Origin of the sequence: Pseudoalteromonas sp. '520P1 No. 423', assembly GCF_001269985.1 — a bacterium.
In the GTDB taxonomy this organism is placed as follows: Bacteria; Pseudomonadota; Gammaproteobacteria; order Enterobacterales; family Alteromonadaceae; genus Pseudoalteromonas.
In genome coordinates this window covers 2,081,716-2,098,632 of the sequence record NZ_BBZB01000001.1, presented here as the reverse complement: position 1 = coordinate 2,098,632, position 16,917 = coordinate 2,081,716, and the positions used below count along the sequence as shown (strand labels likewise).

Annotated in this window: 21 protein-coding genes; 2 read left to right on the top strand and 19 right to left on the bottom strand. The window is 33.1% G+C overall.

The window, feature by feature from the left end:
* Positions 1-64: 64 nt before the first annotated feature.
* The 5 genes from PSA_RS09630 to PSA_RS09610 all read right to left on the bottom strand — a co-directional run bounded on the left by PSA_RS09630 (position 65) and on the right by PSA_RS09610 (position 4,233).
* Positions 65-274 (bottom strand): cold-shock protein, encoded by a 210-nt coding sequence (locus tag PSA_RS09630; protein ID WP_042144863.1) that lies wholly within the window; start codon positions 272-274, stop codon positions 65-67.
* A 229-nt stretch (positions 275-503) separates the two neighbouring features.
* Positions 504-1,907 carry an MATE family efflux transporter gene (locus PSA_RS09625; protein ID WP_042144860.1) on the bottom strand — a complete coding sequence of 468 codons (1,404 nt, stop codon included), beginning with the start codon at positions 1,905-1,907 and terminating at the stop codon, positions 504-506.
* 333 nt (positions 1,908-2,240) lie between these two features.
* On the bottom strand, positions 2,241-2,537 hold the full coding sequence (locus PSA_RS09620) for a hypothetical protein (protein WP_042144858.1): 297 nt from the start codon (positions 2,535-2,537) through the stop codon (positions 2,241-2,243).
* A gap of 122 nt (positions 2,538-2,659) precedes the next feature.
* A complete protein-coding gene (locus tag PSA_RS09615; RefSeq protein WP_042144856.1) occupies positions 2,660-2,887 on the bottom strand; it encodes a DUF5916 domain-containing protein in 228 nt (75 codons plus the stop codon).
* A 215-nt stretch (positions 2,888-3,102) separates the two neighbouring features.
* Positions 3,103-4,233, bottom strand: coding sequence for a hypothetical protein (locus PSA_RS09610; protein ID WP_042144854.1), 1,131 nt, complete (start codon positions 4,231-4,233; stop codon positions 3,103-3,105).
* A gap of 486 nt (positions 4,234-4,719) precedes the next feature.
* Between PSA_RS09610 and PSA_RS09605 the strand changes: the two genes are divergently transcribed.
* Entirely contained in the window at positions 4,720-5,868 is a 1,149-nt protein-coding gene (locus PSA_RS09605) for a hypothetical protein (protein WP_042144853.1), read from the top strand.
* A 34-nt stretch (positions 5,869-5,902) separates the two neighbouring features.
* Here PSA_RS09605 and PSA_RS09600 read toward each other — a convergent pair whose 3' ends face one another.
* Entirely contained in the window at positions 5,903-6,043 is a 141-nt protein-coding gene (locus tag PSA_RS09600; protein ID WP_082305690.1) for a CDGSH iron-sulfur domain-containing protein, read from the bottom strand.
* 285 nt (positions 6,044-6,328) lie between these two features.
* Here PSA_RS09600 and PSA_RS09595 point away from each other — a divergent pair, with 285 nt between their 5' ends.
* Positions 6,329-7,021, top strand: coding sequence for a DNA-3-methyladenine glycosylase I (locus PSA_RS09595; protein WP_042144851.1), 693 nt, complete (start codon positions 6,329-6,331; stop codon positions 7,019-7,021).
* Positions 7,022-7,070: 49 nt separating this feature from the next.
* Here the strand turns inward: PSA_RS09595 and PSA_RS09590 are convergent, their stop codons facing one another.
* The 13 genes from PSA_RS09590 to PSA_RS09540 form a co-directional block, all read right to left on the bottom strand.
* Positions 7,071-7,415, bottom strand: coding sequence for a YajD family HNH nuclease (locus tag PSA_RS09590; protein WP_042144849.1), 345 nt, complete (start codon positions 7,413-7,415; stop codon positions 7,071-7,073).
* 73 nt (positions 7,416-7,488) lie between these two features.
* Positions 7,489-7,929, bottom strand: a complete 441-nt coding sequence (locus PSA_RS09585; protein ID WP_042144847.1) for a hypothetical protein — start codon at positions 7,927-7,929, stop codon at positions 7,489-7,491.
* Positions 7,930-7,983: 54 nt separating this feature from the next.
* Complete coding sequence (locus tag PSA_RS09580) at positions 7,984-8,757, bottom strand: PIG-L deacetylase family protein (protein ID WP_042144845.1); 774 nt, start codon at positions 8,755-8,757, stop codon at positions 7,984-7,986.
* Between the two features lie 278 nt (positions 8,758-9,035).
* The gene (locus tag PSA_RS27150; RefSeq protein WP_197276845.1) at positions 9,036-9,134 is read right to left on the bottom strand and encodes a hypothetical protein; all 99 of its coding nucleotides are present in this window, start codon (positions 9,132-9,134) and stop codon (positions 9,036-9,038) included.
* Positions 9,135-9,236: 102 nt separating this feature from the next.
* Positions 9,237-11,285 (bottom strand): TonB-dependent siderophore receptor, encoded by a 2,049-nt coding sequence (locus PSA_RS09575; RefSeq protein WP_042144843.1) that lies wholly within the window; start codon positions 11,283-11,285, stop codon positions 9,237-9,239.
* 268 nt (positions 11,286-11,553) lie between these two features.
* Positions 11,554-12,621 (bottom strand): hypothetical protein, encoded by a 1,068-nt coding sequence (locus tag PSA_RS09570; protein WP_042144840.1) that lies wholly within the window; start codon positions 12,619-12,621, stop codon positions 11,554-11,556.
* A 26-nt stretch (positions 12,622-12,647) separates the two neighbouring features.
* On the bottom strand, positions 12,648-13,220 hold the full coding sequence (locus PSA_RS09565) for a tRNA-(ms[2]io[6]A)-hydroxylase (RefSeq protein ID WP_042144837.1): 573 nt from the start codon (positions 13,218-13,220) through the stop codon (positions 12,648-12,650).
* Between the two features lie 174 nt (positions 13,221-13,394).
* Positions 13,395-14,030 carry a sulfotransferase gene (locus PSA_RS09560; protein ID WP_371257794.1) on the bottom strand — a complete coding sequence of 212 codons (636 nt, stop codon included), beginning with the start codon at positions 14,028-14,030 and terminating at the stop codon, positions 13,395-13,397.
* An 84-nt stretch (positions 14,031-14,114) separates the two neighbouring features.
* A complete protein-coding gene (locus PSA_RS09555) occupies positions 14,115-14,351 on the bottom strand; it encodes an ATP-binding protein (RefSeq protein WP_042144833.1) in 237 nt (78 codons plus the stop codon).
* A complete protein-coding gene (locus PSA_RS09550; protein WP_042144831.1) occupies positions 14,351-14,797 on the bottom strand; it encodes a HAMP domain-containing sensor histidine kinase in 447 nt (148 codons plus the stop codon). The genes PSA_RS09555 and PSA_RS09550 overlap by 1 nt, the downstream gene beginning before the upstream one ends.
* Positions 14,798-15,202: 405 nt before the next feature.
* A complete protein-coding gene (locus PSA_RS27145) occupies positions 15,203-15,325 on the bottom strand; it encodes a winged helix-turn-helix domain-containing protein (RefSeq protein WP_082305804.1) in 123 nt (40 codons plus the stop codon).
* A gap of 15 nt (positions 15,326-15,340) precedes the next feature.
* A complete protein-coding gene (locus tag PSA_RS09545; protein WP_052379948.1) occupies positions 15,341-15,637 on the bottom strand; it encodes a DNA-binding response regulator in 297 nt (98 codons plus the stop codon).
* Between the two features lie 267 nt (positions 15,638-15,904).
* Positions 15,905-16,789 carry a hypothetical protein gene (locus PSA_RS09540; RefSeq protein ID WP_042144829.1) on the bottom strand — a complete coding sequence of 295 codons (885 nt, stop codon included), beginning with the start codon at positions 16,787-16,789 and terminating at the stop codon, positions 15,905-15,907.
* Positions 16,790-16,917: the final 128 nt, after the last annotated feature.

The window sequence follows — 16,917 nt, the reverse complement described above, 5'->3', positions numbered from 1 at the left end:
GCAAACCTTCGTTTGCCTTTTTCTAATCTCTTACGAGATTAAAGCTTATAATTTGCAATGCAAATTAAAGAGCTTGGATGTTCTCAGCTTGAGGACCTTTCTGACCAGTAGTTACTGAGAAAGATACACGTTGGCCTTCAGCAAGAGTTTTAAAACCATCGCTTACGATTGCAGAGAAATGTGCAAAAACGTCAGGACCATTTTCTTGCTCAATGAAACCGAAACCTTTAGATTCGTTAAACCATTTTACTGTACCAGTAGTTGTAGTAGACATAATATCTTCCTATTTATTCAAGAGTAATTTAAGCCTTCGTATGAAGACAATTAAAGCTGAAATATGTTGCATTACTTATGTAAACAGGACGAGGTACTACTAAAGACATCGTAATGGTGTAGCATAAATATAAACGTACTTTCAAGCGAGATAAATTATAAAGATTACTGGTTTAGAGTCAACCCTTTTTAAAAATAAAAATCGAATATGTTCAAATATAATCAGCGTTTCAAAGAGATTGATCATGAAGATCTAATTCGATTTTATCAGCTGTGTATTTCATTTCTTGGTGTTTATATGCTTCTGAGGACATGGTTTTTTTAAAATGAATAAATACAAATAAACCCGCCGCTATATGGGCAAAAAATAAGGCAAAATACATATTATTCTGCTGGCCACTAAAAAAAGCTAACAATACAAAGATAGGAATTAAAACCATTCGATGAAGTATCAGTATTATAAACGCCTGATTAGGTTTACCAATTGCATTTAAGCAAGATGGATATAAAACAACCATGCCTAACGCTATATAACCAAAAGGTAAAAGCGCTAAATAGTTCTTTATCATTTTAACTTGTTCGCAATTTGGGCATAAAACATCTATCAATTGCGACATATATACATTAACTAAAACAGCAATAATCAGTTGAAATACCGCTATAAATATAAAAGAGAGTTTTAAAACTTGATAACAGCAGCGCTTGTTACCAGACCAAAAATTTAAACCTACACTGGCGGGCAATGAAGCTGTTAGTACCATAGGCAATACTAATAATAAAGGCTCTAACCTAAACACCAGTGAAAATACACCTAACTGACTTTCATCAACTCTTGCAACAAGTGCCATTAAAAAGGCCAAAGATAAAGGCGGTATTAGCTGTTGTAACATCAAGATCACGCTTGTTTTTTTATCTTTAAATATAATATCGAACTTAATGGTTTGAAAACAAAATTCCTTTTTATGAGCAAGCAATATCAAGCCTAATAATGCAAAAATCATGTCAGATATAATATGAAGTTGACCTAACTGCGTTATCAATTGTGTACTTTTTGGATCGATAATCCAAACTAATATAAATATCTTAAATAACATCCAACCTAACATGAGTGATGCTGAGCGTTTGTGGTAGCCTAATGTTCTTAAAATTGTACAGATCTGCCATATAAAAAATAATGCAATTAAAGCGTAAATTTTAAAATCGAGATATGAGGTTATTTGAGTATGGTATATCGCTTGATCTTGCATTGAAAATTGACTTAACCAAACATCAAAACCCAGTAAAGATAACAAAACCCCTTTAGAAAAATAAAACAAAGTACTTATTAAAATAGCAGTCAAACCAGCCCATAACATCAATGAGGTAATATACTCCCCTTGAGCGTGATGGGATTTAACTAATACCATATTTGAGCGGATCGCGATTGCGATGGCTGTTGCACTTAAATAAGTTGTTACCGGTAAAATAAAACCAAATAAAGCTAAAGAATTATCACCATGTTTAGCAATGATTGCTGACTCAACAACTTCATAAGCCAACAACGCAAAAATAGCTGCAAACAACAGCCAACTTGTTTGAGTGATTAATTTGAAAGGAGAAGCGTTAAGGTACCAATTATATCCATCTTTTTGCATTTTATTTATTCCTTAATAAGCTTCTCAATAAGAGAGTGATATTAAGGAATAAATTTCAATTTAATATTATTTAGATGTAAGGGATTATGTCAAAATTCATATCTTTAACTTTATTACAGGCTATAACTGCCATGCATAGCTAAATTTTGTAAATAAAGTACGTTGATCTCTTTGAATTTTTTGCAAATCATCATCTTGGTATCCTGAATCAGAATAACCTAAGTAAAATAGAGTTTGAGGATTAATTATATAAGAATAAATAAGCTGACTCGAAAAGTTTTTACTTCGCTCATCAATATCATATTCTGTTTGTAAATATTCAGTATTATCGGTTTATGCATGGGCAAACTGATAACTGATATTATCAGTCTCATTTATCCAGTAATGACCATCAACTGACATCAAGGTATTATTATAATTATCTGAATTTCTAGCTGTTGCCAGTACGCCTCCATTATTTCGTTCGCCAACATCCATTTTATAGTGACCTATCATGACTTCAGATTTTTGATCTAAAGTTGCTAAATCTGAACCCTCATTGCCAGGTATTAAAAAAGAGGTATCACTATCATTGGCAGCCATTAAACCATAACTATGCTCGCTGCTTTTTCCTGTTAGCTTTACGCCCACAACAGGAACTGCAATGTTTCGTGTATGGACAAAGTTAAAGCGAGATGTATTAAAGTAAGATGCGCCATCTAAAAAGAAAGGACGTTTTTCTGGGAAAAATAACGAATAAGTACTGTTAACAGCTAATTGCCTGCATCTGATTCAACTTGTGAAAAGTCAGGGTTGATTGTGGCATTGAGTACCATATCTTGAGTAATACCCCAACGCACATCTAATCTGGGTGCATTTTCAACTGAAATCTCTTTCTTTTGATGTGATAACTGATATTGAGTTAGATCTACTTTAGCGGCAAAAGAAGTGCTACTTTGAAATAGCAAACCAATTGCGAGTATTTTTGTTGTTGAAGTCATAATGTTCCATTATTTTATCCGTGACATTTAAATCGAAACCACTTCAATATAATTGAAAGCTGCATTTTGCAGTGGTTTAGATATATATTTAGTCGCAGATAAGTTCAAAAAGGTTTGATTTCAAATGTAAAAATTAATTTAAAAAATTCGTTCCTTTTTTTATAACCACATTTAATTGTTAAAGGTAATAAGACAAGCTTACCCTCTTTATTTTATTACTTAAGCTCACACAGCCTTGCACTAAATTTAAAACCTATATCAGAATTGTCTTTTTCGACTACTAAAATATCATTTTCATTTAATGGCACTGCACGCTCTGTTTTAGAAATTTTACAACGAGAAAATTCAAATGCCTCAAAATGATACACAAAACTTGCAATAGCACGATCAAATAAAGTTAGCTCTGATGAGGACAGGTCAATATCTCCACCTAATCTAAACACCTTAACTTCTTTTGGTGCGATTTCTTTTACAGCTGCAGCAACATCTTCTTCACTCACTTTAACTTGACTCTCAATCACTGTAATTGCACTTTTATCTAATCCAGTTCCAAATTCAGCTTCAAGCTCTGCTGATAATTCTTTTTTTGCATCATTTTTTTCTGCTTCTAAATTTATTTTTTGCTCTTTACTTAATAAATCAGTGATATCAAATGATAGATTTTGAATATGGATTTTTTGACTATACCAAGTTAAACCTTGCGCTAAAGTCATTATAACTAAAGGCAATATAATCAATCTTATCAATAAAAAGAGACCTGAAAAATGCTCTTTATTTTCAGGTTTGATATGGTGTAACCGTAAAAATCTTAATAAACCAAAAAACACGCTTTTAAATTGCGCGCCAACAAAAACAAAAGTAAGTGCTAATACACTCAATAATAAAATCCAAAAAGGTAACATCATTAAAGTTGTTAAACCTTGAGTATAGATTAACTCTGAAGGTGCTACGCCAACAATAATATTAATTTTTTGTGCTGAAAGTGACAGTGTAAAGTTTGCAACTATGGCATACATTACAAGCACAATACTCTTACCAAACATAGTATCCCAGATTTTGGTAAATAAACTCCATAGCTCTCTTGCCATCGCAATTAAAGCGATGCAACCCACAACAGAAATGTAATCTTCTTGACCTGTAAAAATCTCATCTGCATAAGCAATAACTAACCCTAAAGCGACGACATATATTTTTTGATTAGCATGTAATTTATGCCATGCAGTCATGATATTACGTGGACCCGCTAAAACGCGGTCAAACAGATGTAATATTTTTTCGGTAGTGAGCGTTATTTTTTCGCCTAAAAGCTTAAAATGTTTTTGTTGTTTTAAATTTTCTAATAACATTTGAAACCTTTCCTTGTTGTTTTTATTATTATATTTTTTATTATCTGTCAGTCTAACACTGAATTTTTAAATTAGAATAACCTAGATTAAAGATGTTTAATGTTAGATAACAATAATGGGGTATACGTAGCTTAAAAATGCACTACTCCAATTTGATATTGCACACAAAAGCACGTTTGATTTTATCTATAAATGTTTTCTCACTTTGAATATTTTCAGCTCAATATAAATCAACTTCAAACTCTTTAAGCTCATATATAAAAGAAAATAAACCTGAAATCAGGCCTGATTTATTAAATATCGCGTGGTATTTGGTCACGTCGCAAAAAATGCACAAATATCAGGAGTGAAAAAAATGACAGATACAGAAAAACAGCCGGATTGGTTAGTAGGATTATGTTCAAATAATCTTCTACCTCTCCCATGTAATAATGAGTCACAAAATGCGATACTAGCAAATATAAAATATTAACCATAAGAATCAATATGACCATAAAAACATCTTTAATTGCTTTATCTTTATTAAGTCTAAATGCTTTTGCAACACCATTAACGATAGAAGAAGCGCGAATAGAAAAAGCGATGAAGGTCATGCCTGATGTCATGTCTACTTTTACTACTGATATAAATGATTTTAAAAATAAATGGTCAAAAGTAACTAAATATATAGATGCAGAAAAATTAGTTACAGAGTATTCACAGAATATGTGGCTTAAAGCCAAAAGACAAATTACCCAAAGTAACAGCTTTGATGATCGACCATTATATTGGACAAGATTATTAAGCAGTAAAATTTTAAGAGAAACAGCGCCTAGTTTTAAGGTCTCACAATCCCAAAAAACAGCTTTACTTGATATTTTAGAGCAAGGCTCTAGAGGTCGCACAGAGTTAAGTTACACACAAGGCACAATGAAAAAGATTTTATTAACTGGTTTTGACCCTTTTTTATTAGATAAAAATATTAATCAAAGCAATCCTTCTGGCGTAGCAGCGCTGTTAATGGATGGTCAAATAATTCAATATAAAGGCATCACAGCTGAAATAAATACCGTGATGATCCCGGTACGTTATAAAGATTTTGATCAAGGTATTATTGAAGCTTTATTGGCCCCCTATTACGCTCTAAATAATATTGATATGATAGTTACTGTTAGTATGGGTCGCAAAGAGTTTGATCTTGAGAGGTTTCCGGGTAAACGTCGTAGTGTCACAGCGCCGGATAACTTAAATGTTTTGTCAGGTGGTTCAAAGACTGCTCCTATAATCTCACAACTCAATGATAGGCTTTTACCAGGTAACGAGTTTGTTGAATTTAGCTTGCCGGTGCAAGCAATGCAAAAAGCGATAGGTCCTTACAAAGTGATTGATAATAATAAAATAACGACTTTAGAAAAAACTTTTAAGGCTAAAAACCTAACAGAGCTTGAACACCAAACAGCTGTGAGTGGCTCAGGCGGCGGTTATTTATCGAATGAAATATCTTATCGCAGTATTCGACTAAAAAATCAGCTTAACTCTGATATCCCAACAGGACATATCCATACTCCTAGAATTCAACAATTTCAACCTGAAGTCGAAAAAAAAATTATTATGCAAATAAGCTCAATGTTAGAGCATTCATTGGTAGCGCTTTAAGCAAATTGGGCTGGCAATAATTACTCTACCAGCCCTACAACAATCTTAATTTTTTATGAGCACCATCACAAAAAGGCTGTTTTTTACTTAAACCACACGCACACCACATATAAGCTTTTCTCGCTTCAACCTCTACAGCTGTCGGCGAGTCCCCAGCCATCTTAGCTCCAGACATAGTAGCTCCCTTTAATTATTGCTATTTGATGACATGAAACAATTATAAAATTATGGCTGAGATTAAAAACTAATTGCCGATGCACACCATCTTTTATTTTCACTTTTCTCGATTAAGCTCTAACATCATGGCTGTCGCAAGCTTCATCCACTCTTCAAACAATGACTTAGCCAATAAACTTCAACCTGCATTAATGAATTACATACATAAATAAAATTAAAAATAGATTTGAATTAGGATGCACTTTATTATTACTTATAAGTTATGTAGTCAAAAAAGTTAATAATGGAAAAGTTTATAGATATTCAGGATCGTGCGATCCAAAGAAAAGGCAGTCAGCAGATGCTAAATTCATTGCTATCAAAGCCTTTAGCTTCTAAAGATTTAATAGCCTTATCTGATGACATTTGGTTGGAAGAGTTCACTCGTAAAATATTTCAAAGTGGCTTTTACTGGTCTGTTATTAATAATAAATGGTCTGGATTTAGAGAAGTATTTTGGGACTTTAATATTACAAAATTACTTATGATGTCTCCAGAAATGTATGAGCAACGTGCCTCTGATGAACGTATCGTGCGTAACTTTAATAAAGTTAAAACAATTGCAGTTAATACCATGATGATACATTCAACAGCTCAAGAACATGGTAGTTTTAGTCAGTTTATTAATGATTGGTCAAGTGAAGATATTATTGGTTTATGGGCGTGGTTAAAAAAACATGGCGCTCGCTTAGGTGGCAATACTGGCGCTTACAGTCTTAGGGTGATGGGCAAAGATACATTTGTATTATCACGAGATGCCGAATCTTATTTTAGATCTCATAAAATAATAGATGGCGGTCTGCAAACCAAAAAGTCGCTCACTGCCATACAAGCGTTTTTTAACGAAATGCAGCAACAAAGTGGCTTGTCTCTACAAGAAATCAGCCAAACATTATCTTATAGTGTCGGGGATAATACGGTAGGTTTTAGTCAATAATTTTTAAGTACAAAGGCTTTAAACACGTTAAAGCCTTTTTGTTACTAATTTACCTTTTAAGCATGGCTTTTAAATCTGCAAATGGGTTGTAAGTCGCCATCTCCTGATTATTATCTCCGGCTTTTATTTCTGTCGGGTATTCTTCTTGTTTCGTATATTTATCATGTTCGTTATCATGACAATATATACATAAAAGTTCCCAATTAGTGCCATCATTTGGATTATTGGTATGATCATGATCAATATGATGAACTGTTAACTCACTCAATCCTGAGTATTGAAATTCTCTTGCACAACGACCACAGATCCAAGGGAATAACTTTAACGCGCGCTCCCTATAGCCTTTCTCTTGTTGTTTATAATGCTCACTTGCACCAAATCTATCAGCTGACATGACGTATTCTCTAAATTGCTCTTAAACACATTGTATCTAAATTTAGAGAAAAAAGAATCTTATACCTTGAGTATTAATTCCCTTTAAGCATATCTATCTTTCTATTATTTAACTCTAATAACTGTGCGTTAATATTAACTAATTCTAATTCCAAAACCTCGAGTTTAACTTTTGAATTTTCATCATCATGTAATCTAAGCTTTATCATTTCTTGCTGTAATTCTTTTAATTCGTCTTGAAGTTGTGTAATCATTTCATCAAGAATTTCAGCTTCGTTTTTATCTGATTTTTGGTCAACATCTTTATCCGTTAATTTATGCAAGGCTTTATTAATATTATCCTGAACCTCTTTAGAGAGTTCTACTTTGCCAGCTTCAGAGAAACTCACCATATCTGATTTGAGGCTACTTGAATTAATCGAATTAGCTGAATTAACCGTTAGATGATTTTTTGAAAGTGGATGGTGTGAGGTTAGTAAAGTGAATCTCGCTAAGTTTCTGATTGTATTATCCATAATACAACTTACGAACTTTATACATGTACCTGTATCGACAAAGAGGCTAAAAAGTTAATTTGTAATATAGTTTTCAAATAATTTTTTTGTTTTAATATCTTTAATAATGAATTCTTCAATTGATTGCTGCTTCGAGAACTCGCTAAAAACGGCAACTAATTTAGAGGGAAATTGTGTTTTATGTTGTCTCATAGCTTTAACTCTCTTTTCTGAATAATCAGTAACATCAATAAAGTGTGAAATACCATCATCATTTATAGGATGTTTAATTTCAAAAGCTAAGTCATGCGCACTTGCAAAGTCAATAAACCGTGTTGCACGTGTGTTAGAAATCGAAAAGTAAATCACGTTTTGCTTAAAAACATCACTGGTGATTTTACTAACTGCTTGATGATCTTTGTTTCCTGTAATACCTAAAGGCTCAAAAGTAAAAGTTAACACGGGATCATACTGAGCTTTTATTAATTCGAGTTGTTCTGATATCTTTGATGTATGTGATTTTAATTTGCCATCAGGAAAACGTAAAAAAAGAGGAGAAGATAGGCCAAGTACTTTAGCTGCATTAATTGCTTCTAATTCACGCACTTTAGCTAATCCCCCGCCCTTTAAGCCTTGACCTGAACGATCCGTGCCTTTATCCCCAGAAGTAAGATATACAGGCACGATCACTTGTCCCAAATCGACTAATTTAGCCAAAGTACCTGAAAGCCAAGTCTCATCATCAGGATGCGCCATAATAACTAAAATATTATGTGCTTGTTTAATATTATCTTTAACCGAACAAGCCAAAATTAGGCATATTAAAGACAGTAAAATTATCTTTTTCATTAACAAACATCCCTCAACCCCCAATTGCTTTGTTTATCTTTAATTCTAGTTAGATACCGAGTTTCTGCTAGTATAAAAGTACAGTATTTAAGGCATCGACTGCAATGAAAGTGCTCCATATAAAAATACCGATTTTGTTCTTTTCATTCACGGGTTTATTGCTATGCAATAAAATTTGATAATCATATGAATTTGGACCTTGTATCATACGTTATACTTTAATCGCTTCTGGTACACCTTTTAAGCGTCTTTTGCCCACTTCACAAGAGCACCTCTGCTTAATTCATTGCGAGATACACAGACTCTGTAAAGTATATTTCATCTGCCTCAGTGATCTCTTCGATTCTAGCTGCAATATTGACAGATTCGCCAAAGATATCCCCTCTATTTTATTCATAGTTTAGTCGCTAAATGCAAAAAAAAAGCACCTTACAAATGTAAAGTGCTTTTAAAATTGGTTGTTTATCTATTTTGTAAATTTATAAACTAAATTGTGCTGCTAAACGAAAGTTTGTACCTTCGCCTATAGTGACATTTGAATCGCTGCCGCCCGCTAAATATTCAGCATCAAATAAGTTTTCAACATTGAATCTAAAGTTAATATCTTTTTGGCCTAATGACATTTTATAAGTAGCACCAATATCAACTCTGGCATAACCGTCTTTAGTGATTGTATTACTACTATTTGCAAAACGTTCGCCTTCATAAAATACGCCTGCATTTACAGCTAATGCATCATTAAATTCATAACGAGACCATAAAGATGCAGACCAGTTTGGTGCATCTACTGTTCCGTTTGCATCAAGATATGCCGTGGATGCCATTACAAATAATCGATCTGTTGCAGCTCCCTGTGCAGCTAATTCAAAGCCTTTATGCTGCCTTTCTCCTTCTTGAGTTGTAATCGTTTCAAAATCAGGATCATTAGGTAAATCTTCTCTGATCAGCATACCCGTTTTTTTAATATCGAATAACGCTGTTGTAAGCATTAATCGATCATCAAACAGTTGCCATTTCACTCCAATCTCTAACTGCTCAGATGTCATTGCATCTAACTTCATGCCATGATTTTTATCTTCTTCATCATGTAATTTTTCGCTACCTTGAGGTTCAAACCCTTCTGAATAACTTGCATAGAGTGTTGCTGTTTCAAATGGATGGTAAAGCACGCCTAACTTAGGTACGAAAGACTCATTATCCGCTCCCTTTTTATTTTGTTTATCATAACGGCCACCAAATGATACTTGCCATTGCTCATTTACTGTCACTAAATCTTGAACATAAATACCGTAATAATCATATTCACTGGTATATAAAGAGTCATCAGTTTTATATGTAATATCTGGACGTGAAGCTTCATTCATACCTGCTTGGTATTCAAAGCTGTCACCATTTGTTTTTAATTGACCGTAATAATAATCTAGTGAGTTTGCGCCTATTAATAATTGATGCTCCATACCTGCTATCTCAAATTCACCTACAAAATCAGCAAACATGGTTTTAAATTGCCAGTCATCAAATCTATCGTAAGGTTTTGATGTATAGCTATCGCCTTCAACAAAATCGCTTGGCTTTTTAGGTGATGACTCAAAACGCTGACGACTAAATTTTTGTTCGTTATAACCTAATTTTACTTGCCATTGTTCACTTAAAAAGTAGCTAACATCAAAGCCCATATTTTCAACTGTAATATCAGTAAAAGCCCATGACATATCACGAATTGTTTTATCATCGCCAATTACATCGCCATCGCTATTTAACCAAGCACCTGTATCTAGTCCGGCTTTATCGTCGGTACGGTCGTAGTGAAATCTCACTAAAGCATTTTCTGACAAATCGTAATCAACAACAACGGCACCTAAAAAGCGATCACGCTCTCTTTGCTCACCATTTTGATATTCACGCCAGTAGTCAACATCTTGTTTAACTAATACACCACGGTATCTTAAAGATTCATCTTCATTTAGTGCACCGCCCGCATCTAAAACAAAACGTGTAGAACCTTCACCATCAAAATCTGCACCTACATTTAACATGGTTTTAGTTGTTGGCTTTTTAGTGACCATATTAACTAAACCGCCTGGTGCAGACTGACCATATAAAATACTAGATGGGCCTTTAATGACCTCTACACTTTCAAGCGTTTCAATCGGTTGTTGATAATGCGACCAATGCTGATGCCCATCTCTTAAATAACCATTTGAAGAACTTAAAGTAAAACCACGTAAATTAAAAACTTCACGGTTTCTTTGTTTTGAGCCTGCCGTTAAGCTGGCATCATTAAGCAAAACTTCACCTAATGTAGTTGCTAATTGTTCATTTACGATTGTATCTGGGATCACAGTCACTGATTGTGCTGTATTTAATAATGAAGTATTTGTGCGCATGGCACCATTTGCATCATCAATTTTATAATCATTAAAATAAGAGCCTTGAACTTCAATAACTTCAATTTTTTTATCGGTTGCTTGTGCTAAAGGCGCTGATAAGGCAGCGCTAAGCGCTAAAAATAATGTTGAATACTTCATAATAATCCTAGAAAAAGTTCAGTTAAAAACCAACAGGCGAATCATATTGAAAACTATTATCATTTGCAATCACAAAAGTGTTATCAAATGTAATTGTTGATTGCAAAATTACCATAAAATACAGTGAGTTAGGTGCAAATGAATGTTTATTGATTCAGATCAAACAAAGAGTGTGATAGATTTTAATAACTGAGAGATATGAGTTTAAGAAGTGCCTAGGTAGAAATGTTATAAAATGATCATGTGATTCATAATGTCTTATGCTTCATTAAGTTTCTAAAATTGCTACGCCTTGTCGATAGCCAATACCGCCATTACCATGTACCAAGCCATAGTTGATATCTGTGCTTTTTAATTGTTGATACATTTCGATTAAGCCAAATAATGCGGGATTATTCCAAGGTGCTCTTGCTAAGTTCATACCACCACTGAGTGTCAGTAAATGTTTAGATAAAAATTTGGGGATCTGCTCAATCGACTCGACTAATCCAGTATTAAGTAGAAATGCCATAGGTACAACGGGATAGCAGGAATAAACTTTCATTAATGCTTTTTCATCATGAACTAACTGATTAAAGTCTAAGTTAGCTTGGCTACAAGCTGTTTTATAGGCAGATGCTAAATGGTCGTATTTCACTATTTGAGATAAAGCTTTTGGTTCATCAATATCTAATAATCCTAAACCAACACCTTTTACTTTCACGCAATGTTTTTTATCAACCGCTAACTTTGAAATCAACCGGTCACTGCATAAGAGTAATTTGCCTGAAAAATCCACTAAAGGATTTGCACAATCAACACCTCTAAATAAATCAGTTACCTGATTAAACCATTTAGCCTCTGGTGGTTCAAAGTGTGCGCGACCTTCTGACATAGCCAGTTGATGGCTTTTACTATGATTTTGAAATAATAAATCAGCATAATGTAAAAAATCTTCTTTGCTACTATCATGATGATCAATAAATTTATGGGCTAAATCATTATAAAGTTGAGAAATACTTGTTTCATCATTATAAATAGCCATCAAGTTATGACGTTGTTCTTTGCTATAACCTGACTTTAGAGGCTCTTCTCCACTAATAATCACAGCATCTCTACCTGAACCAATTAATTCTTGGGCACGCTTAATAGCAAGGATAGGTGCACAGCCACTTCTAAAGTGGTTTTCCTTTTCAGGGCTGTGCCAGTCAGTAGATAAAGGATCGATTGTTAAGGTAACAATTTCAATATTTTGCTGGTTTATTTTTGTCTCTATTTTCACAAAGTGATCATAAGCAGCACTAAATCGCTCACTGGCAATCTGATTAATTTGTGTAAAACCAGCAACGATATTCATTTAAATCCTTTATAAACTTATCTAAATTAGTGTAAAGCAGCGCGATGCGGTAATTTTGCACATACTTCTGCCTCATAGATTAAAATCTCTTCTAATCTTTCATCTACTTCAGCTTTATCAAAATACTCATAAGCTAATTCTACAAATAAGTTTTTATGTTTTTCTTCAGAGGCCGCGATTTCAACATAAAACTGTTTCTCTTTACCTTCTGGTAATGCTTCACCTACAAGGGCAAAACGTTCACAGCCTCTTGCTTCAATTACAGCACCTAAAAGTAATCTATCTAAAAAGAATTTAAGTGGATCTCCACGAAATACACCGCGCATTTCTTTGATATAGGTGTCTTTTTTATCATTACCTAAAGTAAGACCTTTATGAGTCAACAATTTAAGCACTTCTTTAAAATGAAAAAGCTCCTCAATTGCAAGATCTGTCATTGTTCTTACTAGAGTTTCTCTATCAGGGTAATGAGACAGCATAGATGTTGCCATACCCGAGGCTTTTTTCTCTGCTGATGCATGATCTTGTAAAAAGCTGTCAAAATCAGCAAGAACCGCTTCGGTCCATTCAAAAGGAGTATCGTATTTTAATTCAAACATGTTAAAGCCACAGAAAAATTACTAATATAAAAACGTAATTTTACCTGTGTTTTTTATGCTAAAAAAGAGTTTGTTTAAATTTAATTAAGTTATAGTGTTTATTATTAACTTATATCAAGGAATTTTAAGTTTTACCAATTCTATTAAATTAGTAAGCTAATATAAATATTGGTATTAAGGCCTAACCCTATCCACTTTTCCTTTTTGAGTGGCTTCAATTTTTAATGGGTTTTTTATTTGTTTCCAAGCTGTCACTTTGCCACCAATATTAATTCGTTCAAAGCCTGTTAATTGCGTTTGTATCGTATCAATTTCTAAGAAAGCTAATAAAGAGTCAAAACTATTTTTATCACTGACATCTATTTGAAGTAAATCTTGCTCTCGACCTTTAAAGTATTCATTTATACCCTGTTGATGGCGATCGTAACATGACTGTAAAAAATCATCATTTTCAATATTTTCAAGTGTAAGAGGAGAAAATATATCGTTATAGCAACGTTTTAGTGTTGGATTAAAACCACCATCTGTACGTTGCAAATTTTTATACATACGTATTAATAACTGTCTAATTGAGGGTAACCAAACAGTAGAATCTCGTTGTAAATAAATAAACTTGGCGTTTGGGTATGTTTTATCTAAAAGCTGGTAGTCACAAAATACTGGCGTATCCGCTATCACTTGAGCATCATTCATCGACTGATTTGTATATGCCGTATGGGCTGTTTTAAAACCTAACTCTAGCATTGCCGCACACACACTTGTAGTTGCTGTACGAGGCAAACCAATAATAAATATTTTTTGTTCTGTCACTTCATTCATTTCATTAATATAAAAAAATGATCATAAGTAATTTTTTAACTGATTAATACTTTTAACATGAGATTTGTTTTAATCTTAAGTTTCATTTTTATATAAAGGTAAAGAAATTATCACTTTAAGGCCGCACAAACGGCTATTTTTAGCTTTAATAGAACCATAATGCATATCGATAATACTTTTAGAGATAACTAAGCCTAAACCACTGCCACCTAAATCTTTATTTCGGGACGTTTTTTCTGTATGTAGACGCTCAAAAAGTTTCTTCTGAGACTTATTTTGCACACCAGGTGAGGTATCTGAAACACTTAACACTAATTTATTATGCTTTTGCTTACATGAAAAATGATTCTTCCTGGGGCATCAGTAAATTTTATCGAGTTTGCAGCTAAATTGACTAACACCTGTTGGATTTTCTGCCTACAAGCAAACAACATCACATTATCATTAAGTATTATCTTTTCGGTATAGTCAAAATCACTCGCGAATGCTTTAAATTCATTTGAAAAACCAGAAATAAATAACTTACATTTAAATGGCTCTTTTATTATATTTATTGAATCATCATTCATAAGTGAAAGTTCATTTATATCACTTACCAGTTGATTTAAATCATCAATTTTAACATGCATACTTTTAAATTCAGCTTCTTTATCATTTACTAAATCAAACTCTAAAGATTCTAGCTGTAACTTTAATACTATTAAAGGGGTTCGTAACTCATGAGATAAATCTGAAAATAATGTTTTTTTTCGTTCCATTAACTCGGCTAGTAATCGCTTTTCTAATTTAATTATTTTACGTTTACTCCATAGCTTTAATATTAAACCTAATAACAGTATTACTATGATTGAATAAATTAAAATAGTGACCTTATTTTGTAGTTTTTTTTGGTCTAATAAAATTTGCTTATGATTTTTATCTAGCTCTAACTATTTAATAGCTAAGTCTTTATGAACTGTATCAAGTGAGTGTTGCAATATACCTGATGTGATTGCTCAAAATACTTTTCAGCCAATTTGAATTGTTTATTTTTTGCATAAGCTAATGCGAGACTTTAATTTTAATGTCGTGATGTTTAAAAGCACGTTCTATTTTCTGAGATAGATCATTTTGAGCTAAAACAAAAAAAGAAAATAATAATAAAATTATAAAATAGAGTCGCACTAAGGTAATACCAGTTTATATCCAGCACCATATACAGATTCTATTACCCTTTCTTCGGCACCAGATTGCTTGAAACGTTTTCGAATATTTTTAACATAGCTATCAATGGCACGATCTGTAATACCTCTTAAATCTGGCTAAGCTAAATCGATTATTTGTTCACGGGAGTATATGCGTTCTGGGGAGTTATATAACAATAAAAATAACCCGTACTCTAATGCAGTTAGGTTTACTTTTACATTTTTATACAAAACAAGTTGTTTCTCTTGAGCAACAGATAAGATCTGAGAACTCACTTGGCCTTTGGTGCTTTTTAGAATCGCTTTAACGCACATCACCAATTCTGGCGCACTAAATGACTTACATACATAATCATCAGCCCCAGCTCCTAGACCTATAAGTCGATCAGCTTCATTTACTTTTGCAGTAAGCATGATAATAGGTACTTCAGAAAAAATGCGCTAAGTGATTGGCAATATCATTTGCTTTATTATGCTGTTTAATTTTATTTTCAATTTTATCTCATCATGCTCCAAAGCAAAGCAAAGCAATATCATAGAAATACAAACATCCATGCCAAGCTTAAACTTGAAACATTTAAAATTTGTTGATGGGCTTCTTAGAGGTCAATTTAACTATGCCACTACAAAACACAATAGTGTCTACGCTAAATGCGGTTAATTAGACACAGATGAAAAGTGCTATTTCCCGTAATAACCGATAAAACGTAATGCGATGCCAACTTCAGTTTTATAATCATTTACTTGGTTAAATTCCAAAAACGGCTCTAATTCAAAGTACAGCCAGTTTTTGTAAAAAAGATCTCTAAATCGAATCGAGGCTAAGTAACTTTCCTGTGAATGTCTATTTTTATTGTATTGTAACCCTGTCACAAGTAACTGATCATCTGTAAGGCTTTTTATATGATAAAGGCCAACTTTTTTGCGCGCATACTGCTCTGATTGTACCTTTTGCCAACTTGCCGATAATGATAATCCGCTATTTTCAAGCGGATAAGCAATTGCGCCTTTAACTGAAGGTGCCCAACCATCACTGCTAAAATAGTCAAGTCTGGGTGTTAATTGTATTTGGTAACGATCAAATTGCCATTTTCGTTTTAATTCACTGCGTGCGTATATTTGTGAACGAGATATGCCAATTCTATTTTTGATTTTTAAATTCTCATTGAGATCTTTGATGTATTGCACAGCTAAATTAATATCTTCTTTATCTTTTTCAATGGCATCAGCTTCATAATCTAGCTTTAGATCATCCTCATCATCATTATCTATCACTAGTGCTATTTTATCATTCAAATTAGGCAGCTTTAAACGCACTTTAAATTTAGCCTCGATATCAGCTAAATCAGCGGTTCTGGGTAACCAACCAAGTTGTAAATATCCATTAGCCGATGCTTTATCATTTACTCTTTTATTACTGGCAAAACTATCGAGCCATGAAGCCGTATCTTGCATCATAATATCAACTTTGTTTTGTACAGTATCAACCGTATTTTTTTGTGTAGCCCCAACGGGTTTCAATAGGAAGGCATATCCAATTAAAGCTAATAACAGTATTTTCTTCATAGGTTTATTATTGTTAAATCTCTGGTCTGATAATTAATCATAGCAGTATAATTGGAAGATTATTTAAAACAAAATTGTAAATTCACAACAAATTCCATAATCTATAACAAAAAGAAAAGGATTTTAAA

Bases quoted from the DNA above. Each gene is read 5' to 3' on its own strand.
- PSA_RS09625 (WP_042144860.1), bottom strand. From the start codon at position 1,907: ATGCAAAAAGATGGATATAATTGGTACCTTAACGCTTCTCCTTTCAAA.
- PSA_RS09545 (WP_052379948.1), bottom strand. From the start codon at position 15,637: ATGCTTACTGCAAAAGTAAATGAAGCTGATCGACTTATAGGTCTAGGA.
- PSA_RS09565 (WP_042144837.1), bottom strand. From the start codon at position 13,220: ATGTTTGAATTAAAATACGATACTCCTTTTGAATGGACCGAAGCGGTT.
- PSA_RS09570 (WP_042144840.1), bottom strand. From the start codon at position 12,621: ATGAATATCGTTGCTGGTTTTACACAAATTAATCAGATTGCCAGTGAG.
- PSA_RS09590 (WP_042144849.1), bottom strand. From the start codon at position 7,415: ATGTCAGCTGATAGATTTGGTGCAAGTGAGCATTATAAACAACAAGAG.
- PSA_RS09585 (WP_042144847.1), bottom strand. From the start codon at position 7,929: ATGGATAATACAATCAGAAACTTAGCGAGATTCACTTTACTAACCTCA.
- PSA_RS09605 (WP_042144853.1), top strand. From the start codon at position 4,720: ATGACCATAAAAACATCTTTAATTGCTTTATCTTTATTAAGTCTAAAT.
- PSA_RS09600 (WP_082305690.1), bottom strand. From the start codon at position 6,043: ATGTCTGGAGCTAAGATGGCTGGGGACTCGCCGACAGCTGTAGAGGTT.
- PSA_RS09610 (WP_042144854.1), bottom strand. From the start codon at position 4,233: ATGTTATTAGAAAATTTAAAACAACAAAAACATTTTAAGCTTTTAGGC.
- PSA_RS09580 (WP_042144845.1), bottom strand. From the start codon at position 8,757: ATGAAAAAGATAATTTTACTGTCTTTAATATGCCTAATTTTGGCTTGT.
- PSA_RS09540 (WP_042144829.1), bottom strand. From the start codon at position 16,789: ATGAAGAAAATACTGTTATTAGCTTTAATTGGATATGCCTTCCTATTG.
- PSA_RS09575 (WP_042144843.1), bottom strand. From the start codon at position 11,285: ATGAAGTATTCAACATTATTTTTAGCGCTTAGCGCTGCCTTATCAGCG.
- PSA_RS09630 (WP_042144863.1), bottom strand. From the start codon at position 274: ATGTCTACTACAACTACTGGTACAGTAAAATGGTTTAACGAATCTAAA.
- PSA_RS09595 (WP_042144851.1), top strand. From the start codon at position 6,329: ATGGAAAAGTTTATAGATATTCAGGATCGTGCGATCCAAAGAAAAGGC.
- PSA_RS09550 (WP_042144831.1), bottom strand. From the start codon at position 14,797: ATGGAACGAAAAAAAACATTATTTTCAGATTTATCTCATGAGTTACGA.
- PSA_RS09615 (WP_042144856.1), bottom strand. From the start codon at position 2,887: ATGACTTCAACAACAAAAATACTCGCAATTGGTTTGCTATTTCAAAGT.